This is a genomic window from Streptomyces sp. NBC_00080, assembly GCF_045041255.1.
Classification (GTDB): Bacteria; Actinomycetota; Actinomycetes; order Streptomycetales; family Streptomycetaceae; genus Streptomyces; species Streptomyces coriariae.
In genome coordinates, this window is sequence record NZ_CP108235.1 from 5525195 (window position 1) to 5550774 (window position 25580).

20 protein-coding genes and 1 riboswitch are annotated in these 25580 nt (G+C 71.5%); of the genes, 12 read left to right on the forward strand and 8 right to left on the reverse strand.

The window, feature by feature from the left end; all coding sequences use genetic code 11:
- Window positions 1–143: 143 nt before the first annotated feature.
- The 3 genes from OHU34_RS24800 to OHU34_RS24810 all read right to left on the reverse strand — a co-directional run bounded on the left by OHU34_RS24800 (window position 144) and on the right by OHU34_RS24810 (window position 4043).
- Window positions 144–1754 carry a cation acetate symporter gene (locus OHU34_RS24800; protein ID WP_405768360.1) on the reverse strand — a complete coding sequence of 537 codons (1611 nt, stop codon included), beginning with the start codon at window positions 1752–1754 and terminating at the stop codon, window positions 144–146.
- On the reverse strand, window positions 1751–2179 hold the full coding sequence (locus OHU34_RS24805) for a DUF485 domain-containing protein (protein WP_142264696.1): 429 nt from the start codon (window positions 2177–2179) through the stop codon (window positions 1751–1753). Before OHU34_RS24805 ends, OHU34_RS24800 begins: the two co-directional genes overlap by 4 nt.
- Window positions 2180–2477: 298 nt before the next feature.
- A complete protein-coding gene (locus OHU34_RS24810) occupies window positions 2478–4043 on the reverse strand; it encodes an MFS transporter (RefSeq protein WP_142264695.1) in 1566 nt (521 codons plus the stop codon).
- Window positions 4044–4464: 421 nt separating this feature from the next.
- Between OHU34_RS24810 and OHU34_RS24815 the strand changes: the two genes are divergently transcribed.
- From OHU34_RS24815 to mfd, 3 genes are all read left to right on the forward strand, one after another.
- Window positions 4465–5253, forward strand: a complete 789-nt coding sequence (locus OHU34_RS24815) for an ABC transporter ATP-binding protein (protein ID WP_142264694.1) — start codon at window positions 4465–4467, stop codon at window positions 5251–5253.
- Window positions 5250–7829: an ABC transporter permease gene (locus OHU34_RS24820; protein ID WP_405768363.1), complete on the forward strand. Its 2580-nt coding sequence runs from the start codon at window positions 5250–5252 to the stop codon at window positions 7827–7829. Before OHU34_RS24815 ends, OHU34_RS24820 begins: the two co-directional genes overlap by 4 nt.
- Before the next feature lie 374 nt (window positions 7830–8203).
- Window positions 8204–11737 (forward strand): transcription-repair coupling factor, encoded by a 3534-nt coding sequence (mfd, locus tag OHU34_RS24825; RefSeq protein WP_142264692.1) that lies wholly within the window; start codon window positions 8204–8206, stop codon window positions 11735–11737.
- A 13-nt stretch (window positions 11738–11750) separates the two neighbouring features.
- Here mfd and OHU34_RS24830 read toward each other — a convergent pair whose 3' ends face one another.
- From OHU34_RS24830 to OHU34_RS24840, 3 genes are all read right to left on the reverse strand, one after another.
- Window positions 11751–12122: a MerR family transcriptional regulator gene (locus tag OHU34_RS24830; protein WP_142267883.1), complete on the reverse strand. Its 372-nt coding sequence runs from the start codon at window positions 12120–12122 to the stop codon at window positions 11751–11753.
- An 86-nt stretch (window positions 12123–12208) separates the two neighbouring features.
- Window positions 12209–12973 (reverse strand): SDR family NAD(P)-dependent oxidoreductase, encoded by a 765-nt coding sequence (locus OHU34_RS24835; protein WP_142264691.1) that lies wholly within the window; start codon window positions 12971–12973, stop codon window positions 12209–12211.
- 62 nt (window positions 12974–13035) lie between these two features.
- Window positions 13036–13599, reverse strand: a complete 564-nt coding sequence (locus OHU34_RS24840) for a TetR/AcrR family transcriptional regulator (RefSeq protein ID WP_142264690.1) — start codon at window positions 13597–13599, stop codon at window positions 13036–13038.
- Between the two features lie 107 nt (window positions 13600–13706).
- On the opposite strand from OHU34_RS24840, the gene OHU34_RS24845 reads away from it, so the two are divergent.
- A complete protein-coding gene (locus tag OHU34_RS24845; RefSeq protein WP_142264689.1) occupies window positions 13707–14648 on the forward strand; it encodes an SCO6745 family protein in 942 nt (313 codons plus the stop codon).
- A 163-nt stretch (window positions 14649–14811) separates the two neighbouring features.
- On the opposite strand, the gene OHU34_RS24850 is transcribed toward OHU34_RS24845, so the two are convergent.
- Window positions 14812–14997, reverse strand: coding sequence for an antitoxin (locus OHU34_RS24850; RefSeq protein WP_142264688.1), 186 nt, complete (start codon window positions 14995–14997; stop codon window positions 14812–14814).
- Window positions 14998–15186: 189 nt separating this feature from the next.
- Between OHU34_RS24850 and OHU34_RS24855 the strand changes: the two genes are divergently transcribed.
- Window positions 15187–15951 (forward strand): HNH endonuclease family protein, encoded by a 765-nt coding sequence (locus OHU34_RS24855; protein WP_142264687.1) that lies wholly within the window; start codon window positions 15187–15189, stop codon window positions 15949–15951.
- A gap of 124 nt (window positions 15952–16075) precedes the next feature.
- Complete coding sequence (locus OHU34_RS24860) at window positions 16076–16819, forward strand: N-acetyltransferase (RefSeq protein WP_405768368.1); 744 nt, start codon at window positions 16076–16078, stop codon at window positions 16817–16819.
- Between the two features lie 36 nt (window positions 16820–16855).
- Here the strand turns inward: OHU34_RS24860 and OHU34_RS24865 are convergent, their stop codons facing one another.
- Window positions 16856–17260, reverse strand: coding sequence for a hypothetical protein (locus tag OHU34_RS24865; protein WP_020128471.1), 405 nt, complete (start codon window positions 17258–17260; stop codon window positions 16856–16858).
- A gap of 268 nt (window positions 17261–17528) precedes the next feature.
- On the opposite strand from OHU34_RS24865, the gene OHU34_RS24870 reads away from it, so the two are divergent.
- The 6 genes from OHU34_RS24870 to OHU34_RS24895 all read left to right on the forward strand — a co-directional run bounded on the left by OHU34_RS24870 (window position 17529) and on the right by OHU34_RS24895 (window position 25185).
- Entirely contained in the window at window positions 17529–18359 is an 831-nt protein-coding gene (locus tag OHU34_RS24870; protein ID WP_142264684.1) for a glycoside hydrolase domain-containing protein, read from the forward strand.
- A 200-nt stretch (window positions 18360–18559) separates the two neighbouring features.
- On the forward strand, window positions 18560–19204 hold the full coding sequence (locus OHU34_RS24875; protein ID WP_142264683.1) for a SurA N-terminal domain-containing protein: 645 nt from the start codon (window positions 18560–18562) through the stop codon (window positions 19202–19204).
- Between the two features lie 79 nt (window positions 19205–19283).
- Complete coding sequence (locus OHU34_RS24880; RefSeq protein WP_200839705.1) at window positions 19284–20279, forward strand: nucleoside triphosphate pyrophosphohydrolase; 996 nt, start codon at window positions 19284–19286, stop codon at window positions 20277–20279.
- 43 nt (window positions 20280–20322) lie between these two features.
- Window positions 20323–22671, forward strand: coding sequence for a hypothetical protein (locus tag OHU34_RS24885; protein WP_405768372.1), 2349 nt, complete (start codon window positions 20323–20325; stop codon window positions 22669–22671).
- Window positions 22668–23963 (forward strand): cytochrome P450, encoded by a 1296-nt coding sequence (locus OHU34_RS24890; protein WP_142264681.1) that lies wholly within the window; start codon window positions 22668–22670, stop codon window positions 23961–23963. The genes OHU34_RS24885 and OHU34_RS24890 overlap by 4 nt, the downstream gene beginning before the upstream one ends.
- 205 nt (window positions 23964–24168) lie before the next feature.
- On the forward strand, window positions 24169–25185 hold the full coding sequence (locus OHU34_RS24895; RefSeq protein WP_142264680.1) for a transglycosylase family protein: 1017 nt from the start codon (window positions 24169–24171) through the stop codon (window positions 25183–25185).
- Window positions 25186–25390: 205 nt separating this feature from the next.
- Window positions 25391–25577, forward strand: a riboswitch (cyclic di-AMP (ydaO/yuaA leader).
- Window positions 25578–25580 lie beyond the last annotated feature (3 nt).

The following is a 25580-nucleotide window of genomic DNA, read 5'->3' on the forward strand; positions in this document are numbered from 1 at the left end:
GGCATTGACGGCATTGACGGCGGGGGCTGCGGGGACTGAACTGACCGCGGGGACCGAATTGACTGCACTGACCGCCGTCAAGTGGTCGGCATGGGGCGGTCGGCGTGGGGCGGTCGGCGGGTGGGCGTCCGCACCGCCCGCGCTCACGACTCCCTGCGCCCTGCGCCCGCCAGGATCCAGCCCTCCACCGCCTCGTACTGGCGGCGCTGCTCCTCCGCCTTGCGGTGCCCCGAGACCACCGTGCCCAGCCAGCCGAAGGCGAAGCCCAGGGGGACGGTGACGATGCCCGTGGTGGTGAAGGGGAACCAGTTGAAGTCGGCCTCGGGGAAGGCGGAGACGGGCGAGCCCGAGACCAGGTTGGTGCCCGGCATGAGGATCAGGACGGACAGGGTGCCGCCGATGAGGGTGGCGAGGAGGCCCGTCCGGGTGTAGCGGCGCCAGAAGAGGCTGTAGACCAGGGCGGGGGCGAGCGCCGAGGCGCCGAGGCAGAAGGAGAGGGTGACCAGCGGCTGGAGGCTGCGGTGCTGGACCTGGGCGGCGAGCAGGATCGTCGGGACGCCGACGGCCAGCGCGGACAGCCGGGCCAGGAGCATCTCGCGGCGCGCCGACATGTGCGGGTCGCGTGCCGCGAAGACGTCGTGGGCGAGGGAGTTGGCGCAGGCGAGGATCATGCCGGCGACCGAGGCGAGGACGGTGAGGAAGATCGCCGTCGTGACCGTCGTGAAGAGAAGGGTCTCGGCCGTGGACACCTCACTGCCGAAGGCGCCCCGGGCACCCAGCAGGTAGGCGGTGTTGCCCTGCGGGTCCGCCTGTGCGATCACCGCGCGGCCGACGATCGCCGTCGCGCCGAAGCCGACGACCGTCATGATCAGCACGAACAGTGCGACGCCGGAGACCGCCCAGGACATCGACCGGCGTACCTGGCGGGCGCTGGAGGCGGTGTACATGCGCATGGTGATGTGCGGCAGACAGGCGCCGCCCAGGACGACCGACAACTGGGCGGTGATCATGTCGACGCGGGGGAAGGGGCCGCCGGCGAACTCCAGCCCGGAGTGCAGGAAGGCGTCGCCGACCCCGCTGCCCTCGGCCGCTGCGTCGAAGAGGGTGCCCGGGTTCCAGTCGAAGCGGTACAGGACGAGCACGGCGATGACCGTGCCGGAGCCGAGCAGCATCACGATCTTCAGCATCTGGATGAGGGCGGTGCCCTTCATGCCGCCGATCGCCGCGTAGCTGATCATCAGCACGCCCATGCAGACGACGCAGCCCGTCTTCACCGAGGCGCCGGAGAACCCCAGGATGAAGGCGAGCAGCTGACCGGTGCCGGCGAGCTGCACGAGCATCATCGGCAGCAGCGCGGCGAGTGTCACCGCGCACGCCGTGATGCGCACCGCCCGGCCCGGCATACGGCGGGCCAGCGCGTCGCCCATGGTGAACCGGCCCGCGTTGCGTAGCGGTTCGGCCAGCAGGAACATCATCAGCATCAGGGAGAGCGCCGTACTGAGGGCGAGGACGACACCGTCGTAGCCGCACAGCGCGATCACCCCGCCGGTGCCCAGGACGGTGGCCGCCGAGATGTAGTCCCCGGCGATGGCCAGGCCGTTGCGCAGCGGGGAGAGGGAGCGGTAGCCGGTGTAGAACTCGGCGAGGTCGTCGCGGTCGGGGCCGGTCATCACGCACAGCAGCAGCGTGATCGTGGCGATCGCGGTGAACGCGACGAGGGACATCGTCTGTGCGTCGTCGCTGAACTCCGTCATCGTCCGGCCTCCTTGGTACGGGTTCCGCGCGCGTCCCGCTTCGCGTCGATCTCGGAGAGTTTGCGGATGCGGTCCGCGAGCGGGTCCACATGACGGCGGGCGGTCCGCTCGTACAGGACGATCGCCAGGCAGGTGACCGGGAGTTGCAGCAGGGCGAGCAGCAGACCCGCGGGGAGGCCGACGGCGACCCTGCCGGTCATCAGGGACGGCGCGTACGCCGACAGGACCAGGAAGACGACGAAGTAGCCGAGCGCGGTGAGTGTCGCGACCCGCCGCTGGCGGCGGTAGGCGCCGCGCAGGACCCGCAGGTCGCTGTGGCGCCCCAGCGGAGCGTGGTCGGCCGGCCGGCGTCGAGGTGGCTCGGGCGGCTGGGGTGGCGGCTGCCATGGGTAGGTCGGGCCGGGGTGAGACGGGTCGTGTGACATCCCGTGCTCCTTGCGTGGCTCGGGTCCGTGGCGGCGGACCGCAGGGAGTGGGGGGTGGTGCGAGGGACGCACGTTACTCGGGAGTACGGCGGCTGCGAAGGGTTTTCACCAAACTGAGTGGTCGGTATGCGCTTACTGCGCAAAACGCCGCCTGACCTGCGCTGTTACCCCCGTTAACCCCACGTCTGTGTGACTCCTGTGGCCCTTGTGGCGATCGTCTTCACATAGGCGTGGTGGGGCCATCGGTCGGCCGCTCGGTCGGCCCGTCAGCCCGTCAGCCCGTCGGCCCGTCAGCCCGTCACTCCGTCAGTACCGGGAACCGTCGTGGGGCCACGCACAGCAGCACCAGGAAGGCGAGTGCGGCCGCGCAGGCCGCGCCCAGGTAGACGGCGTGCACGGCGCTCGCGACGGCGTCCCGGACGGCCTCGGGTGCCGTTTCGGCGGCGAGGGCGCGGGTGACGGAGTCCAGATCGCCCGCGCCGCCCAGCCGGGCCGCCAGCACCCCGTTGGCGACCGCGCCGAACACCGACGCGCCGATCGTCTGCCCGGTCTGACGGCAGAACAGCACGGACGCGGTCGTGGTGCCGCGTTCCGACCAGCCCACCGTCGACTGCACGCCGACCAGGAGCGGAAGCTGGAAGAGGCCCAGCGCGGCGCCGAGCAGCAGCATCAGCAGGGCCGGCTGCCAGGCCTGGCCGGGATACGGCAGGAGCGGGAACGCGAGCAGGATCAGCGTCGCCGCGCCGATGCCCAGCAGCGCCGTGTCACGGAAACCGATGCGCCGGTAGACGTGCTGGCTGAGGGCGGCGGACAGCGGCCAGCTCAGGGTCCAGACGGAGAGGACGAACCCTGCGGTCACTGGCCCCAGGCCCAGCACCGACTGGGCGTACGTCGGCAGGAACACCGTCGGGGCCACCATCAGCAGGCCCAGCGCGCCGAGCGCGAGGTTGACCGCCGCGATCGTGCGGCGGCGCCACACCCAGCCCGGGATGATCGGCTCCGCCGCCCGGCGTTCGATGACGACGACGAGCCCGGCCAGCGCGAGCCCGGCGCCGAACAGGGCGAGTGACGGCCCCGACAGCCACGGCCACGCCACCCCGCCCTGCACCAGCGCGGTCAGCAGCACCCCGCCGCACGCGAACACCGCCAGCGCACCCGCCCAGTCGACACGCGCGCGTGCACGCGTGGCGTCACGCGTCGCGCGTACCCGCGACCCGCCACACGCGCGTGGAGGTGTCTTCGGTCCGGGCGGCGACGACTGCCGCTGCGGCTCGTGCAGATGACGGACGATCAGCCACAACGCCACCGCCCCGATGGGCAGGTTGATGAGGAAGATCCAGCGCCAGTCCGCGTAGGCGGCGAGGAGCCCGCCCAGGCCGGGGCCCGCGACCGCCGAGACCGCCCACACCGTGGACAGCTTCGACTGGATCTTCGGCCGCTCCTTCAGCGGATACAGGTCGGCGGCGAGCGTCTGCACCGTGCCCTGCAACGCCCCGCCGCCCAGGCCCTGCACGATGCGGAACGCGATCAGCGCGCCCATGTTCCACGCCAGCGCGCACAGCAGCGAGCCGAGCAGGAAGAGGGCCGCCCCGGCGACCAGCACCGGCTTGCGGCCGAAGGTGTCGGACAGCTTGCCGTAGACCGGCAGGGTGACCGTCACGGCGAGCAGATAGCCGGAGAACAGCCAGGAGAAGACGGAGAACCCGCCCAGGTCGCCGACGATCTGCGGGACGGCCGTGGAGACCACGGTGGAGTCGAGGGCGGCCAGCGCCATGGAGAGCATGAGGGCGGCGACGACCGCCCCCCGTCTGCCCGGTGCGGTCGGCCGCGCGGCCTCGCGTGTCGCCGGTTGGATGTCCCCCACCTGATGCCCCCGTATCTCCCGTGCCCCTTGCATCTAACTGCCGGGGTCAGCTTCCCACTTGACCCTCGCGTCGCGGGAGGGTGGAGCCTGACTGGGCCGGAGGGTGGAGACAACCCCTAGGGGCCCTCCACCTGGCGGTGGACGGCCCCTAGGGGTACCTCCGTACCAGGGCTCGGGGAGGGTTCGTACTGCCGGAGGAGGAGAGGGGCGGGGTCCCGTCCTTAACCTGGCTTTACGCCGCTGGGGGGCGGCCGGCACCACTTCCGGGGGGTGGGGTTAACCCCCCGGAAAGACGGGCCCGAGCACCAGCGCGAGGGACCCCCTTCCGCCGACAGACTCTTCGACGTAGCGCCTCGCACCATCCCTTGCACATCCGATGCGCTGCTCATCCGCTTCTGACATACGACATAGGAGACTTACCGTGACTTCGGCTGTGACCATTCCCAGGCACGGGGGCACTGGAGGGCGTACGGCCGTAGCCGCGCGGGCGCGGCAGGTCGTCAAGGCGTACGGGTCCGGTGAGACCCGCGTCGTCGCCCTGGACCACGTCGACGTGGACATCGCCCGCGGTCAGTTCACCGCGATCATGGGCCCCTCGGGGTCCGGCAAGTCCACGCTGATGCACTGCCTCGCCGGTCTCGACACCGTCTCGTCCGGGCAGATCTACCTGGACGAGACCGAGATCACCGGGCTCAAGGACAAGAAGCTCACCAAGCTGCGCCGGGACCGGATCGGGTTCATCTTCCAGGCGTTCAACCTGCTGCCCACGCTCAACGCGATCGAGAACATCACGCTGCCGATGGACATCGCCGGCCGCAAGCCGGACAAGGCGTGGCTGAGCCAGGTCGTGGAGACCGTCGGGCTCGCCGACCGTCTCAGGCACCGGCCCACCCAGCTCTCCGGCGGTCAGCAGCAGCGCGTCGCCGTGGCGCGCGCCCTCGCCGCCCGCCCGGAGATCATCTTCGGGGACGAGCCGACCGGAAACCTCGACTCGCGCGCGGGCGCCGAGGTCCTGGGCTTCCTGCGCCGCTCGGTGGACGACCTGGGCCAGACCATCGTGATGGTCACGCACGACCCGGTGGCGGCCTCCTACGCGGACCGGGTGCTGTACCTCGCGGACGGCCGGATCGTCGACGAGATGTTCAAGCCGACCGCCGAGACCGTCCTGGACCGGATGAAGGACTTCGACGCGCGGGGGCGTACGTCATGACCGTCATGAAGACCTCGATGCGCAACTTCTACGCGCACAAGGGGCGCATGGCCCTGTCGGCCGTGGCGGTCCTGCTGTCGGTGGCGTTCGTCTGCGGGACGCTCGTCTTCACCGACACGATGAACACCACCTTCGACAAGCTCTTCGCCAGTACCTCCTCCGATGTGACGGTGAGCGCCAAGGGCGCCTCGGACACCGGCGAGACGACGTCCGACAACGGGAAGCCGCCGGTCATGCCGGCCTCCGTACTCGGTGCGGTCCGCAAGGCGGACGGGGTGAAGTCGGCGGAGGGGACCGTCTTCTCGACCTCCGCGACCGTCGTCGACGCCGACAAGGACAGCCTGTCGCCCACCAGCGGCGCGCCCACCATCGTCGGCAACTGGAACGGCAACGACGCCCGCACCATGGAGATCACCGACGGCTCGGCGCCCAAGGGCTCCGACCAGGTGATGGTGGACGCGGACACCGCCGACAAGCACCACCTGAAGCTCGGCGACGAGATCGGCGTGATCACCGCGGTCGGCACGCACACCGCGAAGATCTCCGGCATCGCCGCCTTCCAGGTCACCAACCCCGGCGCGGCGATCTTCTACCTGGACACGAAGACCGCCCAGGAGGCACTGGTCGGCGAGTCGAACGTCTACACGAACGTCAACGTGACGGCCGCGTCCGGCGTGAGCGACGCGCAGCTGAAGAAGAACGTGGCGGCCGAGATCGGCGCCGGCTACAAGGTGCAGACCGCCAAGGAGACCGCCGACGCCAACCGCGACAGCGTCGGGGGCTTCCTGGACGTGATGAAGTACGCGATGCTCGGCTTCGCAGGGATCGCCTTCCTCGTCGGCATCTTCCTGATCATCAACACCTTCTCCATGCTGGTCGCGCAGCGCACCCGTGAGATCGGCCTGATGCGGGCCATCGGCTCCAGCCGCAAGCAGGTCAACCGGTCCGTTCTCGCGGAGGCCCTGCTGCTGGGTGTGGTCGGCTCGCTCCTCGGCGTCGGCGCGGGCGTCGGCATCGCGGTCGGGCTGATGAAGCTCATGGGCATGACCGGCATGAACCTGTCCACGGACGACCTGACGGTCGCCTGGACGACCCCGGTGGTCGGCATGGTCCTCGGCATCGTCGTCACGGTGCTCGCGGCGTACCTCCCGGCCCGCCGGGCCGGCAAGGTCTCCCCGATGGCCGCGCTGCGCGACGCCGGCGCCCCCGCCGACGCCAAGGCGGGCGCCGTACGGGCCGTCATCGGCCTGCTCCTCACCGGCGCAGGCGGCCTCGGCCTCTACCTCGCCTCCGCCGCCGACAAGGCCGCAGAGGGATCGCTCTGGCTCGGCCTGGGCGTGGTGCTGAGCCTGATCGGCTTCGTGGTGATCGGCCCGCTGCTGGCGGGCGCGGTGGTCCGGGCGCTGGGCGCGATCGTGCTGCGGCCCCTGGGTCCGGTCGGACGGATGGCGGAGCGCAACGCGCTGCGCAACCCGCGCCGCACCGGCGCCACGGGCGCGGCCCTGATGATCGGCCTCGCGCTCGTCGCCTGTCTGTCGGTGGTCGGCTCCTCCATGGTCGCCTCCGCCACGGAGGAGCTCGACAAGAGCGTCGGCACGGACTTCATCATCCAGAGCGACGGCGGTCAGCTGATGACCCCGCAGGCGGTGCAGGCCATCAAGTCGACGCCGGGCCTGGAGCGGGTCACCGAGTACAAGTGGACCGAGGCCGACTTCACCACGCCCGACGGCAAGACGCTCGACAAGACGGCGATCACGGCGGCCGACCCGACCTACGCGACCGACCTGCGCGTCGAGACCGTCGCCGGCAACCTCGCCGACGCCTACCGTCCCGACTCGATGTCCGTCCACGAGAAGTTCGCCGAGGACCACGGGATCACCCTCGGTTCCAAGATCGCGGTGGCCTTCAAGAACGGCTCCACGGCCCGGCTGACGGTCCGCGCGATCACCAGTAGTGACGCCGTCATCGACCAAGGCGCGATGTACACCTCCATCGCCACCCTCAAGAGGTACGTCCCGGCCGACAAGCTGCCGCTCGACGACCTGGTCTTCGCCACGGCGAAGGACGGACAGCAGGACGCCGCGTACACCTCCCTGAAGTCGGCGCTGCACGACTACCCGCAGTACACCGTCCGCGACCAGACCGACTACAAGCAGGAGCTCAAGGACCAGATCGGGCAGCTGCTCAACCTGATCTACGGCCTGCTCGCCCTCGCGATCATCGTCGCCGTCCTGGGTGTGGTGAACACCCTCGCGCTGTCGGTGGTGGAGCGCACGAGGGAGATCGGCCTGATGCGGGCGATCGGTCTCTCCCGCCGCCAGCTGCGCCGCATGATCCGCATGGAGTCGGTCGTCATCGCCCTCTTCGGCGCCCTCCTGGGCCTCGGTCTGGGCATGGGCTGGGGCGCCACCGCCCAGCAGCTCCTCGCGCTCCAGGGCCTGAACGTCCTCGAGATCCCGTGGCCGACGATCATCGGCGTGTTCATCGGCTCCGCCTTCGTGGGCCTGTTCGCCGCCCTGATCCCGGCGTTTCGCGCGGGCCGCATGAACGTCCTGAACGCGATCGCGACGGACTAGCACCACCCGAACCAGCCCGGCACCGAGAAGAACGGGGGTCTTCTCGGTGCCGGGCTCCCTCGCGTCTTTCGGCCGGTCCGCGGGTGCCCCCTCCGCAGGAGCTCGACGACGAGGCTGGTCAGGCCGAAGGCGGAGGTCCGGGGGCGCGGCCCCAGGGTCGGGAAGAGAAGGGGCGGCGGGGGCGAGGAAGCTCGTGCACGGTCCCCACCGCCCCCATGGTTGTCCACAGCCCCCGGCGAACAACCCCGCCCCGACGTACGCTGGACACCCCCGGCCCGTGACACGCGTCGGGCCCTTCGCGTTGCCCACCCCGGACCCCGGTACGCCCGCCCCCGGACGCACCCCGGCCCCTCGGACGGAAAGCCCAGCCCTCCATGAGCCTGCACGGTCTGCTCGACGCCGTCGTCAAGGACACCGCCCTCGCGGAAGCGATCCCCGCGGCCGCCGACGGCAACCGCATGCACGTCGACCTGGTCGGCCCGCCGGCGGCCCGCCCCTTCGCCATCGCCGCCCTCGCCCGCGAGACCGGCCGTACGGTTCTCGCGGTGACGGCCACCGGGCGCGAGGCCGAGGACCTGGCCGCCGCCCTGCGCTCGCTGCTCCCACCGGACGGCGTGGTGGAGTACCCCTCCTGGGAGACGCTCCCGCACGAGCGCCTCAGCCCGCGCAGCGACACCGTCGGCCGCCGCCTCGCCATCCTGCGCCGGCTGGCCCACCCGCGCCCCGACGACCCGGAGACCGGCCGGGTCTCGGTCGTCGTGGCGCCGGTCCGCTCGGTACTCCAGCCGCAGGTCAAGGGCCTCGGCGACCTGGAACCAGTGGCTCTGCGCACGGGTCAGACCGCCGACCTGAACGACGTCGTCGAAGCCCTCGCCGCGGCCGCCTACGCGCGCGTGGAACTCGTCGAGAAGCGCGGCGAGTTCGCCGTACGGGGCGGCATCCTGGACGTGTTCCCGCCCACCGAGGAACACCCGCTGCGCGTCGAGTTCTGGGGCGACGACGTGGAGGAGATCCGCTACTTCAAGGTCGCCGACCAGCGCTCCCTGGAAGTCGCCGAACACGGCGTGTGGGCCCCGCCGTGCCGTGAACTCCTGTTGACGCAAGAGGTGCGCACGCGTGCGGGTGCCCTCGCCGAGGAGCACCCCGAGCTGGGCGAGCTGCTCGGCAGGATCGCCGAGGGCATCGCCGTCGAGGGCATGGAGTCCCTGGCCCCGGTGCTGGTCGACGACATGGAGCTGCTGATCGACGTCCTGCCCAAGGGCGCGATGGCCGTCGTCTGCGACCCGGAGCGGGTACGCACGCGTGCCACCGACCTCGTGGCGACGTCCCAGGAGTTCCTCCAGGCGTCCTGGGCGGCCACCGCCGGCGGCGGCGAGGCACCCATCGACGTCGGCGCGGCCTCCCTGTGGTCCATCGCGGACGTCCGTGACCACGCGCGCGAGCTGGACATGATGTGGTGGTCGGTGTCGCCGTTCGCGGCCGACGAGGAACTGGACGCCGGCACCCTCAAGCTCGGCATGCACGCCCCCGAGACCTACCGGGGCGACACCGCGAAGGCGCTGGCCGACACCAAGGGCTGGCTGGCCGACGGCTGGCGCGTCGCCTTCGTCACCGAGGCGCACGGCCCCGCGGCCCGCACGGTCGAGGTGCTCGGCGGCGAAGGCGTCGCGGCCCGCCTCGACGCGGACCTGACCGAGCTGAGCCCCTCCGTCGTCCACGTCTCCTGCGGCTCGATCGACTACGGGTTCGTCGACCCGGCGCTCCGCCTCGCCGTGCTCACGGAGACCGACCTGTCCGGCCAGAAGGCGGCCGGCAAGGACGGCGCGCGCATGCCCGCGCGCCGCAGGAAGACCATCGATCCGCTCACCCTGGAGGCGGGTGACTACATCGTCCACGAGCAGCACGGCGTGGGCCGCTACATCGAGATGGTGCAGCGCACGGTCCAGGGCGCCACGCGCGAGTACCTGGTCGTGGAGTACGCGCCCGCCAAGCGCGGCCAGCCCGGCGACCGTCTGTACATCCCGACCGACCAGCTGGAGCAGATCACCAAGTACGTCGGCGGCGAGGCGCCCACGCTGCACCGGCTCGGCGGCGCCGACTGGACGAAGACCAAGGCGCGCGCGAAGAAGGCGGTCAAGGAGATCGCCGCCGACCTGATCAAGCTGTACAGCGCGCGGATGGCGGCCCCCGGTCACGCCTTCGGCACGGACACCCCCTGGCAGCGCGAACTGGAGGACGCCTTCCCCTACGCGGAGACGCCCGACCAGCTCACGACCATCGCCGAGGTCAAGGACGACATGGAGAAGACGGTCCCGATGGACCGCCTGATCTGCGGTGACGTCGGCTACGGCAAGACGGAGATCGCCGTCCGGGCCGCCTTCAAGGCGGTCCAGGACGGCAAGCAGGTCGCCGTCCTGGTGCCCACCACCCTCCTGGTGCAGCAGCACTTCGGCACGTTCAGCGAGCGGTACGCGCAGTTCCCGGTGAACGTCAGGGCGCTCTCCCGCTTCCAGACGGACACGGAGGCGAAGGCCACCCTGGAGGGGCTGCACGAGGGCGCGGTGGACATCGTCATCGGCACCCACCGGCTGTTCTCCTCCGAGACGAAGTTCAAGGACCTAGGCCTGGTCATCGTCGACGAGGAACAGCGCTTCGGCGTCGAGCACAAGGAGCAGCTGAAGAAGCTGCGCGCGAACGTGGACGTCCTGACGATGTCGGCGACCCCGATCCCCAGGACGCTGGAGATGGCGGTGACGGGCATCCGCGAGATGTCGACGATCACCACGCCCCCGGAGGAGCGCCATCCGGTGCTCACCTTCGTCGGCCCCTACGAGCAGAAGCAGATCGGCGCCGCCATCCGCCGTGAACTGCTGCGTGAGGGCCAGGTGTTCTACATCCACAACCGGGTCGAGTCGATCGACCGCGCGGCGGCGAAACTGCGCGAGATCGTGCCCGAGGCGCGCATCGCCACCGCCCACGGCCAGATGTCGGAGACGGCGCTGGAGCAGGTGGTCGTCGACTTCTGGGAGAAGAAGTTCGATGTGCTCGTCTCGACGACGATCGTCGAGTCCGGCATCGACATCTCCAACGCGAACACGCTGATCGTGGAGCGCGGCGACACCTTCGGCCTGTCCCAGCTGCACCAGCTGCGCGGCCGGGTCGGACGAGGGCGTGAGCGCGGCTACGCCTACTTCCTCTACCCCCCGGAGAAGCCCCTCACGGAGACCGCCCACGAGCGTCTCGCCACCATCGCCCAGCACACCGAGATGGGCGCGGGCATGTACGTGGCGATGAAGGACCTGGAGATCCGGGGCGCCGGAAACCTGCTCGGCGGTGAACAGTCCGGTCACATCGCGGGTGTCGGCTTCGACCTGTACGTCCGCATGGTCGGCGAGGCCGTGGCGGACTACCGGCGTCAGCTGGAGTCCGGCGGGGCCGAGGAGGAGCCGCCGCTCGAGGTCAAGATCGAGCTGCCCGTCGACGCGCACGTCCCGCACGACTACGCGCCCGGCGAGCGGCTGCGCCTCCAGGCCTACCGGGCCATCGCCTCGGCCAACTCGGAGGAGGACGTCAAGGCGGTCCGCGAGGAACTCGTCGACCGCTACGGCAAGTTGCCGGAACCGGTGGAGAACCTGCTGCTGGTGGCGGGGCTGCGGATGCTGGCACGCGCGTGCGGCGTCGGCGAGATCGTGCTCCAGGGCGCCAACATCCGCTTCGCGCCGGTGGAGTTGCGCGAGTCCCAGGAGCTGCGCCTCAAGCGGCTCTACCCCGGGACCGTCCTCAAGCCGGCCGCGCACCAGATCCTGGTGCCCCGCCCGAAGACCGCGAGGGTCGGCGGCAAGCCGCTGGTCGGACGCGAACTGCTGGGCTGGGTGGGCGAGCTGCTGGCGACGGTGCTGGGGTCGTAGGGCGCGGTCGTCCTCAGGCCACCGGTCGGATCCGTCCGCCGGTGGCCTCGGCCAGCGCCGCCGCGAGCCGGTCGCGGACCGCGACCTGGGCCGCGATCCGCTCGTCCATGACCGCAAGACGCCGCAGCGCGACCGCCAGATTGCGGCCGCGCGGCGGTGACGCCGTCACGTCCCGGTCCAGGCACGGCAGGAAGACGCGTGCGTCGTCCAAGGTGAGCCCCGCGTCCACCAGATGACGGATGTTGCGGACGCGGACGACGACGGCGGGGTCGTAGAGCCGGTAGCCGTTGGCGGCCCGCTCGGAGACGATGAGTCCCGCCTGCTCGTAGTGCCGCAGCGCCCGCGGCGAGACACCGGTCGCCCGGCCGACCTCACCGATGCGCAGCGCGCGCCCGGGCGGACGGGAGGGATCCTCGCCGGGGCGGAATCGGTCGTCGTCGTCCGGGTCGGTCTGCTGCATGCGCGCCAGTCTCATGCGACCACCGCTCCGCCGTCCACCGGGAGGACCACTCCCGTGATGAACGAGGCCTGGGGTGAGGCCAGTCGGGTGATCGCCCAGGCGACCTCCGCCGGCCGGCCGACCCGGCCGAGGGGGGTGTGGTCGAGTTGCCACGCCCGGATCGCGACACGCTGCTCGGGGGTGAGGCCGCTGTGGTCGGCGATGGGCGTCTCGATCGCGCCGGGCGCCACCGCGGCGACGCGGATCCCGAGCGGCGCGAGCTCGACCGCCCAGCTGCGCGTGAGCACTTCGAGGGCCGCCTTCCCGGCCGCGTACAGGGAGTTGCCGGGCCAGCCGCGCTGTCCGACGGCCGTCGTCACGTTCACGACGACGCCCCGGGTGTCCGTCAGGGCCGGCAGTGCGGCCTGGGTGAGCAGGACGGGGGCGATCAGGTTCGTCGCGAGCTGGGGCCCGACGGAGTCTCGGGTGTAGGTGCGCAGGGACGCGGCGTCGACGATCGCCGCGTTGTTGACCAGGACGTCGACCCGGCCGGCGCCCCGTTCGAGTGCCGTACGGACGACCGTGGCCGGTCCGTCCTCGGCGGTGATGTCCACGGCGAGCGGGACGATGCGGTCCCGGTCGTGGGCGGCGGTCTCGGCGAGGGGTGCCGGGCGCCGGCCCACGGCGATCACGCACGCTCCCTGCGCGGCGAAGGCGTGGGCGGTGGCGCGGCCGATGCCGGTGCCCGCGCCGGTGACGACGACGGTACGGCTGCTGTGCTGCTGACTCGGACTCATGGGGTGATCGTCGGAGCCTGACGCCGGTGTCAAGGTCAAGCGCGCGCCCGGGCCCGCCGGGATCAGGCGGAGGGGAACAGCACCATCGGCAGCGCGCGGAGTACCTCCTCGGGGTCCTCGTCGCCCAGGAGGCCGTCGAGGTTGTGGCCGAGCAGGAGGGTGGCGAAGCCGTGGGCCAGGGACCAGACGGCGATGCGGGCCAGCCGGGCGTCGGTGTCGTCCCCGGCGGGTGCGGTGGTGGCGATGGCGTGGGTCAGGGAGGCGGCCGACAGGGCACGGGCCGTGGTCAGTTCCAGGTCGTCGGCGCGCAGCAGCCCGGGCGAGAACATCACCTGGAAGTGCGCCGGGTGTTCGCGCGCGAAGCGGACGTAGCGCACGCCCGCGTCCCGTAGATCAGTCGCCTCCGCCAGCGCGGTGGCCAGCAGCCCGTGCCCCTCCGCCGCGATCGCCGTCAGCAGCCCCGTGCGATCCCGGAAGTGGTGGGCCGGCGCCGCGTGCGAGACACCGGCGCGGCGGGCCAGGTCGCGCAGGCTCAGCCCGGTGGGGCCGTCGGTGGCGATGACGTCCAGGGCGGCGGCCAGGATGGCGCGCCGCAGGTCGCCGTGGTGGTAGGGCCGGTCGCTCATGACAGCAGCGTACGCGGTATCTAGGCATTGACAAGTTCGCGAGGTCCGGGCAATCTTGTCAGTGTCAAGTTGTGGCCGATGTCCGAGCGCGACGAGGGGGAGACGTCATGTCCGAGAATCACGAGCACCAGACAACCGAACAGGTCGAGCGGGACGGGCGGTTCGGGTCGGGTGCGAGAGGCGAACAGGTCGCGCCGGCGCAGGCGCGCAGGCTCTGGCATCTGCTGGAGCCGCTGCACGCGGTGATGTACTACGCGCCCGAGGTCTTCGAGGAGGCCGACGCGCTCGGCTACCCGACCGAGGACCGCTGGGGGAGCTACTTCCCGTTCCGTGCCGCCCCGTTGGGCCCGGTGAGCGCCGAGACGGTGACCTCGGCCTTCTACAGTTTCCAGCCCGGCATGGTCGCCCGGTACGTCGAGGACGCCTGGAAGGTCGCCACCCCCGAAGCGGCCATGGCGGCGCGACGGAGAGGCGTCGACCGGCTGTACCGCAGGCTGTTCGGCGACCTGGTGGACAGTCCCGAGCTGGCCGAGGCCGCCGCTCTCGCCCGCCGCGCCGCCGAGGCGGCTGTCACGGCAGGGCGCCCGCTCGCCGCGGCCAACGCCGCGCCGGAGTGGCCGAGGGAGCCCCACCTCCAGCTCTGGCAGGCGGCGACGGTCCTGCGGGAGCACCGCGGCGACGGTCATCTCGCCGCCCTGCTTCTCGCCGGCCTCGACCCGGCCGAGGCGCTGGTGTCCTTCGCCGCGATAGGCGCGGCGTCCGTCGAGCGCTTCGAAAGCCGCGGCTGGACCCGCGCGGAATGGGCGGCGGCGGGCGAGCGGCTGACGGCCAGGGGCCTGCTCGAGCCGGACGGCACGGCGACGGAAGCCGGCCGTGACCTGCGGCGCCGTGTCGAGGAGGACACCGACCGGCTGGCACTGGGCCCCTGGCAGGCGCTCGGCCCGCAATCCACGGAACGCCTGGCCGCACTCCTCGGCGACTACTGGGTCGCGGTGCTGGGATCCGGGCTGCTGCCCTCGGAGTCGACGCTCGGCATCGGCAGGGTGTGAGCGTCGCCGCCGCTCCGCCGGGGGACAGGGCGAAGCCGCCCGCGGCGGGCTCGCTCTGCGCGGACGGCCTCATGTGCCGGGTGATGTCGGTGGCTCGGCCCATGAGTCTTCGGGCCGGGCTGCGGCCGGAGCGTTGCGGCCGGGTCCGGGTCGAGACTGCGGGCTAGGGCCGGTCGCGCCGTTCCTCGTCCATGCCGAGCCGCTCGTGCAGCTTCTGCTGCCCGGAGTCGACCTGGGACTCGTACTTGTTGCCCGTCTTCTCGTTCGCCTTCCGCTCCGCGGCGTCGGACATGTTCCTGGCCTTGTCCTGTGCCGCCTTGTTGCTCCTGAACCTGTCGAGGATGCCCATCCAGAGCTCCTTCCGGAGGTGACTCTCCACCGACGATATTCCCGACATGTGCGAGATGCCCACTTGGGCCGGTGGTGGTCTGGACCTCCCGACTGTCCCCGAGCGCTCCCCCGCTACCGTGTGTGCCAGTCGCCGTCAGGGGAAAGCGCCCTGTGCGGGGTGGCATCGGGCCGGCAAGGGGAGGGGCGCGTGAAGCGTCTGAGGGGTGGGGCGGCGGTTGCCGCCGTGCTGATGTGTGCCGTTTCGGTGGCCGGATGCAAGGAGCAGGTCTCCGGCTCGGACCCCGGTTCCGGCGCGGGTGCGGGTTCCGGTGGTGCGGGAGCGACGGCGGGTGGTGGAGCGGGGAGCGGCGGAGCGGCTCTCGCGGCGGCCGGGTCGCTTGCCGTGAAGGGGCGGGCACCCAAGACCGGCTACGACCGGGAGAAGTTCGGCTCCGCCTGGGCGGACACGGACTCCAACTCCTGCGACACCCGTGACGACATACTCAAGCGCGACCTGGAGCAGGTGAAGTTCACCGGCGGCGCGTGCAAGGTGTCCTACGGCGTGCTGGAGTCGGACCCGTACTCCGGGAAGGACGTGACGTACCGGCGTGGCAGCAGCAAGGTCGACATCGACCACGTGGTCGCCCTGTCCGACGCCTGGCAGAAGGGCGCCAAGTACTGGGACGCCGGCAAGCGCATCGCTCTCGCCAACGACCCGCTCAACCTGCTGGCCGTCGACGCGAGCACCAACCGTTCCAAGGGCGACGGCGACACGGCGACCTGGCTGCCGCCCAACAAGGCCTACCGGTGCACGTACGTAGCGGCGCAGGTGGCCGTGAAGAAGAAATACGAACTGTGGGTCACCGCGGCGGAGAAGTCCGCGATGGAGAAGGTCCTGGAGACCTGCCCCGCCCAGAAACTCCCCACCGGGGGCAACCCCACGAAGGCACCGGAGCGTTTCCACGCCGGGTGAGCCGGGGTCGGCAGAGCGACGGCGGCCCCGCGGCGCCCTCACGGCGGCCGTCGAAGTCCCCCTGAACGCCCGAGGCCGCCGAAATCCAGTCCTGTCCGCTCGCCTCCTCGCCTACCGTGACCGTATGGAATGGAAGGTATCCAGCCTCGCCGACCGCCCCGACATGGTCGGTCCGGTCCAGGACATGCCCGACACCTGGCCGGAGTTCGCGACCCAGGACCCGGTGGGCAACGCGCATTACGGCCGGATCCCCGTCGAGTTCCCGGAGTACGTGCTGTTCGCGCAGGACGAAGGGGGGCAGGTCGTCGCCCATGCGTACAGCGTGCCGTTCGCCCTGCATGCCGACGGCCGGGGCGGGCTGCCCGCCCGGGGCTGGGACCAGGTGCTCGTCTGGGCCTTCGCCGATCAGCGGAGCGGGGCGCGGCCCGACACGGTGAGCGCGATCTCGATCGTCATCGCCCCGCACGCGCAGGGCCTCGGACTGTCCGGGCGGATGCTCGCGGCGATGCGGGACGGTGCCCGGGCGAAGGGCTTCACCGAGGTCGTGGCGCCGGTCCGGCCGAACGCCAAGCACCTCGAGCCGCGCACCGCGATCGAGGAGTACGCGCACCGGGTGCGGGAGGACGGGCTGCCCTACGACCCGTGGCTGCGGGTGCACGCCCGGGCGGGCGCGAGCATCGAGCGGGTCGCGCCGGCGTCGATGACGGTGGCGGGCTCGCTGGCCGAGTGGCGTCGCTGGACCGGGCTGCCCTTCGACACACAGGGCGACGTCGAGGTGCCCGGCGCGCTGGTTCCCGTGCGGTGCGAGCCCGAGCGGGACTACGCGGTGTACGTCGAGCCCAACGTGTGGATGCGGCACCCGCTTTGAGGTGGTGCCGCGCCCGCGGTCCCCGGCGCGCGGCGGCTACCGCCCGTACGGATACCCCTGCTGATACGGCTGGCCCTGAGGAGCCATGGCCGCTCCGTACGCAGGCTGGGCGGCCGGGATCTTCTTGTCGAACACCGCGGACAGCAGCAGCACCGTCGCCGTCAGCAGGGTCACCAGGATGGCGATGCCGAAGAGGGCGTCCCCGTCGCCGTCGGGCGTGATCACCGCCCACGGCAGGATCGCGCACTCGTACAGCGCGAACGAGCCGAAGGCCACCCAGTCCGAGGAGAGGCCGCGGCGGACCGCCACGTACAGGAAGGGCACCCACACCAGGAAGCCCAGCGAGCCCCAGACCAGGGCCACCCAGGCGAGCCGCTGGAACCAGCCGGCCGTCAGCTGTCTCTCCGCGCCCGCCCCGGTCGGCATCGTCGGCATCGTCATGTCGCCCCCCAAGTCACCAGGGGCCAAGGGTAGGACACGGACGGGCCGATGCAGGGCATCGCTTCTTTACTGTGACATGAGTGAATCTTGTGCCTATGGGGGCCTTGCGTTTCCCGACCGGTGACACGTCGCGGGTTACGGTGCGTTCCGTTCAGGTGCTGGACGTCGAGCCGAGGCCGTATCGTCGCACCGAATCAGGGGACTTCAGCAGGAACACGACCGTACGCGGCGACAGCGCCGTACGCGGAAAACGAACGATGGGGTGGGGATGGCCGAGCACCGGCAGTCCAGAAAGCGCAGATACATCACGTGGGGTGTGGCCGGCGCGGCCGTCCTCGCGGGGGCCGGGATAGCGGCGCAGACTTCGATGGCGGCCACCACCTGGCCCGCCCAGAGGACGTACACCGGCCGCGCCTTCGACGCCTGCACCGCGCCCTCGTCGGCCGCGATGAAGGCCTGGAAGGCCGACGGCTACTACGGGGGCGCCGCGGTCTACGTCGGCGGCAGGAACCGCGGCTGTGCGCAGCCCAACCTGACCGCCTCCTGGGTGAAGTCGGTCAACACGGCCGGCTGGAAGCTGATCCCGATCTACGTGGGCGCCCAGCCGTCCTGCCAGACCGGCTCCAGCCCCGAGAAGCTCACCGCCGCCACGGCGGCCTCCCTCGGCGCGACCGACGGCGCGGACGCGGTCGCCAAGGCCTCGGCGCTCGGTATGAAGGCCGGCAGTCCGGTCTACCTCGACATGGAGCCCTACGACATCACCAACAAGGCGTGCAACGACGCCGTGTTGACGTATGTGCGCTCCTTCACCAAGACACTGCGCGCCAAGACGTACCGGGCCGGCTACTACGGCTTCAGCAGTTCCAGCGCCAAGGCCGTCGCCACCGCGACGAACAAGACGGACCTGCCGGGCAATCTCTGGTACGCCCTGTGGGACAAGAAGGACACCACGACCACCGACTGGCCCTGGGGCGCGACCCAGTACACCGGCCACAGCCGTGGCCACCAGTACATGGTGAACAGCAAGGAGACCCGCGGCGGCTACACGATCACCGTGGACCGCGACGCGTGGGACGCCCCGGTCGCCATCGTCGGCTGAACCGGATCGCCCTCGTGAGGGGGGCCCACGCGCGCGGGGCTGAGCCCTCGCACCGAAGAGCGGGCGACGAGCGGGCGCGGCGGTGCCCGAAGTCCTGGTGAATCGTTGGTCGAATGGGTTGGCCCCAGCCGCCCCACTGCCTAACATCGATCACCGCAAGACTTTGTGCACCGTCGCACAATCTCCTCGGGAGGTTTCCCTTGCACCGCCGTCGTCGCACCGCGCTCCTGCTGTCCGCCGCGATCGTGGCGGCCCCTCTCCTCGCCGCCTGCGGGAACGACGCGCATCCCGGCGCGGCGGCCGTCGTCGGCGATCAGCGGATCACCGTCGCGCAACTGGAGAGCCGGGTGAACGAGGTGCGTACGGCCCAGCGGGCCGCGGTCACCGACGACGCCCAGTACGCGCAGGCCGTCGCCCAGACCGGCTCCCTCGCCCGCGACACCCTGCACGGCATGGTCCTCGACAAGGTGCTGCACCGCGCTGCCGAGGACGCGGGCATCACCGTCAGCCGCCGGGAGGTCCAGGAGATGCGGGCCGGCCTGGAGCAGCAGGCGGGCGGCGCGAAGGGCCTGGAGACGGCGTGGCTCCAGCAGTACGGCATTCCGCCGCAGCGTCTCGACGAGAACCTCCGTCTCCAGCTGGAGGCCCAGAAACTCGCCACCGAACTCGGCACGAACACCAGCCAGCCCGCCTTCTGGAACGCGCTGTCCAAGGCGTCCAAGGCACTCGACGTGGATCTCAACCCGCGCTACGGGAACTGGGACGCGCAGAAGGTCGCCCGCGTCGACGCGAAGACGCCCTGGGTACGGGAGATCTCGGCGGCCGGGACGCAGCAGACGACGTGACCATGTGATCGTACGACCGGGCGGTCCTTCCTGTGGATAACTCGCTGGGCCGCTGACGGGCGTGGGTTACGTTCGGGGTGTGAACGCCATCAGCTCCGCCGCTGCCCACACCCCGGCCGACGCCGCCGGCCGCGTCGTCCTGCTCACCACCAGCCACCGTGTCGCCCCCGGCCTGCTGTCCTGGCCCGCCTGGCAGGCCCTGCGCACGGCGGACCGGGTGCTGTGCGCGGACGGCGCGCATCCGCAGCTGCCCTATCTGCGGGACGCGGGCGTCACCGTCGAGGAGACCTCCCCGACCGCCGAGGAGCTGCTCGCCGCCTGCGCCGACGGCCGCACGGTCGTCGTCGTGGCCACCGGCGAGGGCGAACCGGCCCTCACCGACGGCCTGGCCCGCCTGGCCGGCTCCGGCCGCGTGTCCATGCCCGACCTGGAACTGCTCCCCGCCTCCTACGACCTCCCCGGCGCCCGGCTCCTCGACCTCGTCCAGGTCATGGACCGGATCCGCGCCGAATGCCCGTGGTCCTCCCAGCAGACCCACAAGGGCCTGGCGAAGTACGCCGTCGAGGAGGCGTACGAACTGGTCGAGGCGATCGAGGACGGGGACCACGACGAACTCCGCGAGGAACTGGGCGACGTCCTGCTCCAGGTCGTCTTCCACGCCCGCATCGCCGAGGAGGACGAGGAGTCCCCGTTCTCCGTCGACGATGTCGCGGGCACGATCGTCGCCAAGCTCATCCACCGCCACCCCCATGTCTTCGGCGACGCCACGGCCACCACCCCGGAGGAAGTGAAGGAGCACTGGCTGCGCACGAAGGCGGCGGAGAAGCGGCGGGAATCGGTGACGGACGGCGTCCCCCTCCACCAGCCCGGCCTGGCCCTCGCGGCGAAGCTGGTGTCCCGGGCCCGCACGGCACGGCTGGAGGTACCGCTGCCGACGGCCGAGGGCATCGGCTACGAACTGCTGGCCCTGGCGGCACGGGCCGAATCGGAGGGCGTCGACCCGGAGGCGGCCCTGCGCGCGGCGGCCCGGGCGTACCGGGACGCGATCCGGGGTGTCGAGGGGGTCGATGGTTAGTACGGTGAGCTCCTGATCCGGTTCGTGGGGTGCGGGGGCTTGTATGGAACGGGAGTCGGAGGAACTGGCGGCGTGGGCCGCGAGGGTGCTCAACCGGGGGCTGCTGTCGGAGAACCGGGAGGAGATCCGGCAGGCGTTCGTCGGGTGGTTCGTGCGACACGGGGGAGCCGGCTCGGTTCCGGCGCAGATCACCTCTCCGCTCGACGGCTCCGAGGCGACGCTCGTCGAGGTCGAGGGCCGGTACATCGAGGCCTGGCTCCTGTCCGGGAAGGAAGGAGCGCTCACCGAGCTGTTCGAGCTGATCGACCGCTTCGAGCAGACTCCCTGGCTGCCCGATCCCACTCCCCGGCACGCCGATCCCGCGGCCGGGTCCTCCGAGCGCACTGCCCGGCCCTCCGAACCCGGTGCCCCGGCCTCGTCCGGTGACACCGTCGGCTACTACGGCGGTAACTACCACGGCCCTGTCGTGGGCGTTCTGAACCAGCACACCTATGCCGCGCCGCCCGGGGTCTTCGGGGTGCCCGACCCCGCCGGCTGGCCCACGGTGGAGGATGCCGACCTGGTGACGATGGGCGTTCGACCCGCCGGGCGGCGCTGGGCGGATCCGGGCCTGCCGCCGTATGTGCGCCGTGACATCGACGAGACGCTGCGGGGCTGGACCGCGCGGGACAGTCTGCTGGTGATCACGGGCGGTCCGCTCACCGGCAAGTCGAGGACGGCCTGGGCGGCCGTGGTCCGCGAGACGGACCCGGGGACCCGGGTGTACGCGCCGGCCCCCGGCACGGACCTGCGCGGACTGCCCGCCCTGCTGCGCGGCCGGGACGGCGCGTACGTGCTCTGGCTGGACGAGTTGGAGGGCCACCTCGGTGAGCATGGCCTGACGGTGGCCCTGCTGGCCGAGCTGAGGACGCTCGGGGTCCCGGTGGTGGCCACCATGGGCGACGACGACTACGACATGCACCGCTTCGAAGGCGGACCCGCGTTCCGCCTGATGACGCTGGCACGGTCGGAGCGGGTGGGTGCGGGGTGGAGCGAGCAGGAGGTCGAGCGGCTGACCGGCCTGCGCGACGACCGGCTCGGCGAGGCCCTCGACCGGCGCGGCGCCACCAGCGTCACCCAGTACCTGGCCATCAGCGTGGAACTCCGGGTGCAGTGGCAGCGGGCCGCGCGCTCCAACAGCCGCCATCCGTACGGGTACCTGCTGATCCGGGCCGCGACGGATCTCGCCCGCTGTGGCGTCACCGGGGACATCCCCCGCCGGCTGCTGGAGGAGGCGTGCCGGAGCTACCGGGCGGGTCGGCCGACGGGGCGTCCGGATACGGAGTCGTTCCAGGAAGCCGTCGACTGGGCCGTCCGGCCACTGCACGGGGTCACCGGGATGCTGGTACCGGGAGAGCCGCTCCGGGTGGGGGAGAGCGAGGAGACCTGGCGGCCGTACGGCTCGCTGGTCGCCGACGCGCAGCAGGAGGGCGCGAGGGCGGTCCCGGAGGCCGTCTGGCGCTGCGCGCTGGAGGGGACGAAGTACGACACCGGGGTGCACCTGAACGTCCGGGCGACCGCCCACGTCGTCTTCTCGGCCAGGGCGCGGGACGGTGACGCCGGGGCGATGCACATGCTGAGCCTGCTCTCCGAGAACGAGGCGACGGCGCTGGACTGGCTGCGCAGGGCCGTGGACGCGGGGAAGACGGAGCTGGCGGGGCAGGTCGGCGAGCGGCTGCTCGGGCAGGGGGAGGCGGAGGAGGCGCTGCCGTATCTGCGGGCGGCGGCCGAGGCGAAGCCCGATGGTCCACAGGCGCGGCTGGTCGGGGAGGCGCACCTGGCGCTGGCCGAGCAGTGGCTGCGCAAGGCGGTGGCCGACGCCGACATGGCGGCTGCACACCGACTGGGGGACCTGCTGCTGGGGCGTGGCGACCTCGGCGAGGCGATGGACCACTACATCAATGCCGAGATGGCGGGCTACGCCCCCATCGCCCGGAGCGCGGCCGTGTCCTTCCTGCTGAGTCACGAGGAAGAAGCCGCCGAGGTGCTGCTGGCCCGCGCCGCCGCCGACGGCGACGAGGGGGCCGCGGAGTTGCTGGCCGACCTCCGCAAGCCGCGGCAGAGCCTGGACGACGCCGCGGACTACTTCGCCGGCGACGGCAGGCTGGACGTCACGCACAGGGCCGTCGTGGCGGAGAAGACGGGGTTCCCGGAGGAGGCCCGCCAGGGGTACGAGCTGGGCCACGCCCAGGGCGACGCCTACGCCGCCTACCGGCTCGCCCTGCTCCTCGAGAAGCAGGGCAACCCCGCCGAAGCCACCCTCTGGTACCGCAAGGCCGCCGACATGGGGCACCCCGCCGCGCGCAAGGCCCTCGCGGAGCGCGGCGAGGACACCGCTACGGTCAGGGAGTGACCGAGCAGCCCGACACAGACAACCCGGACCGCACCGCTCCCGAACTGTTCACCTGGGAGTTCGCGACCGACCCCTACCCTGCCTACGCCTGGCTGCGCGAGCACGCGCCCGTGCACCGCACCGTTCTTCCCAGCGGGGTCGAGGCCTGGCTGGTCACCCGGTACGCCGACGCGAAACAGGCCCTCGCCGACCAGCGGCTCTCCAAGAACCCGGCGCACCACGACGAACCGGCGCACGCCAAGGGCAAGACCGGCATCCCCGGTGAGCGCAAGGCCGAGCTGATGACGCATCTGCTCAACATCGACCCGCCGGACCACACTCGGCTGCGACGGCTCGTCAGCAAGGCCTTCACCCCGCGCCGGGTCGCCGAGTTCGCGCCCCGGGTCCAGGAGCTGACGGACCAGCTCATCGACCGGTTCGCCGCCGAGGGGCGGGCCGACCTCATCCACGACTTCGCCTTCCCGCTCCCCATCTACGCGATCTGCGACCTCCTGGGCGTCCCCCGTGAGGACCAGGACGACTTCCGCGACTGGGCGGGGATGATGATCCGGCACGGCGGGGGCCCGCGGGGCGGTGTCGCGCGGTCGGTGAAGAAGATGCGCGGGTATCTGCTGGAGCTCATCCACCGCAAGCGCGCGGAGCTTCCCGCCGACCCGGCTCCCGGCGAGGACCTCATCTCGGGTCTGATCCGTGCCTCGGACCACGGCGAGCACCTCACCGAGAACGAGGCCGCCGCCATGGCCTTCATCCTGCTGTTCGCGGGCTTCGAGACGACCGTCAACCTCATCGGCAACGGCACCTACGCCCTCCTCACCCATCCCGAGCAGCGCGCACGCCTCCAGCGGTCGCTCACCGAGGACGAAGGCGACCGCGGTCTGCTCGAAACGGGCGTCGAGGAACTCCTGCGCTACGACGGCCCCGTGGAACTCGCCACCTGGCGGTTCGCGACCGAGCCGCTGCGCATCGGCGGCCAGGACATCGCGCCGGGCGACCCCGTGCTCGTGGTGCTGGCGGCCGCCGACCGTGATCCGGCGCGCTTCTCGGACCCCGACACCCTCGATCTGTCCCGCCGTGACAACCAGCACCTGGGCTACGGCCACGGCATCCACTACTGCCTGGGAGCCCCGCTGGCCCGGCTGGAGGGCCAGGCCGCGCTGGCGACCCTGCTCACCCGGCTGCCCGATCTCCGACTGGCCGTGGATCCGGCCGAGTTGAGGTGGCGCGGCGGGCTCATCATGCGCGGGCTGCGGACTTTGCCGGTCGAGTTCACTCCGGTGCGTTCCGGCTCATGAGTGATCCGTACCTGACCGGATGTCAGCCGGAGTGTGACCGTTCGGCGGAGCAAAGGTGACCAACACTCAAGTCTGTGATCTTCACGTGATCTGCGCGGCATTAACTTGTGACAAGTGATCGTCTGCCGATACGTTCTCTCGTCAGCGCGACGCAACGGTTTCACCCGCCGCGCCGGTCAGTGCTGTCCAGAGAAAGGCCCCTCGCATGCTCTCCGGGAACGGTCGTCACCGTCGCCCCCGCCAGGCCCCGGCTCTCCTTGTCGCGGCCGGAGTGACGGGCTCCGCCATCGCCATCCCGCTGCTCGCCGCCTCCGGCGCGAGTGCGGCGGACGGCACGGTGTGGGACAAGGTGGCGCAGTGCGAGACCGGCGGCTCGTGGAGCGCCGACGAGGGTGGCGGCGAGTACGGCGGCCTGAGCCTCACCCAGAAGGACTGGGAGGCGCACGGTGGCCTCGACTACGCGACCAGTCCCGACCTGGCCAGCCGCAGCCAGCAGATCGCCGTCGCGCAGAAGGTGCTCGCGGCCGAGGGGATCGGCGCGTGGGGCACCTGCGGGCTGACCTCCGGGCTCACCCAGGAGAACGGCGCGCTGAACGTGGACACCGGCGTGGCGGACGACTCCTCCGGCTCGTCCGACTCATCTGGTTCTTCCGGATTGTCCGACCTGTCCCGGGGGTTGTCCGGCTCCTCGGGCTCCACGACCGACGAGGACTCCTCGGCCGGATCGTCCGACTCGTCCGCCGATTCCTCCAGTTCGCCTTCGGCGTCCGCTTCATCCCCTTCGTCCTCTTCCTCCGCCACCACGGACGGTTCCGGCACGTCCGGCGGTTCCGGTGGCCGGGGCGACGGCTCGACGGGCGCCGGCTCACCCACGGCGACCCCGGGTGCGGACGAGTCGGACAAATACGTCCAGGATGAAGGTTCTTGGAGCCTGGTCGACACCGGCTCCCTCGGCTCGGGCAAGCATCGCGGCGCCACCGCCGACGAGGCCGCGACCAGGAGCGCGACCGACGCCGGCGTGGACGGCACCACCGCCGCGTCCGCGGGCCGGCATGCCGCGGCCACCTACGTCGTCCAGGAGGGCGACTCCCTCGAATCCATCGCCGACTCCCTTGGCATCGACGGCGGATGGCGTGCCCTCTACGCCGAGAACAGGGACCTCATCGGTGTTGACCCGAGCGCCATCGCCGCCGGTCAGACCCTCGACACAGGGGTGGAATAGGGCGCAAAGCCCAAGAAAAACAGCGGGAGTTCGCGTCACGCTTCGCGCCGAATGTCCGGTTTGGTGAAAGTGTGGGATGAGTCTCAGAAGCCCTGATCGTCTTTGAAATTCCACCGATCGCGTGTCTACGGTCGAGGCCGCTCGGCAACCCGAGCCCCGGCCGTCGCAACGCCGAATCCTGCCAGCGACGACCCGGGAACAGTCGTCGCGTCAAGCGCCGTAGGCAGGAGCGGGGGACCCAAGGTAAGTGCCGGACCGGTCGGTTGACCGGAACGGCTAGGGGTGAAGCCACACCTCCCACGGAGCAGCGCTCCGACGGGCGAGGAGGTGGCCGGGCAACTCACACGGCCCGAACCCGACAGCTCACCTCGCAGGCGTCGGTGAGGGGATCCACC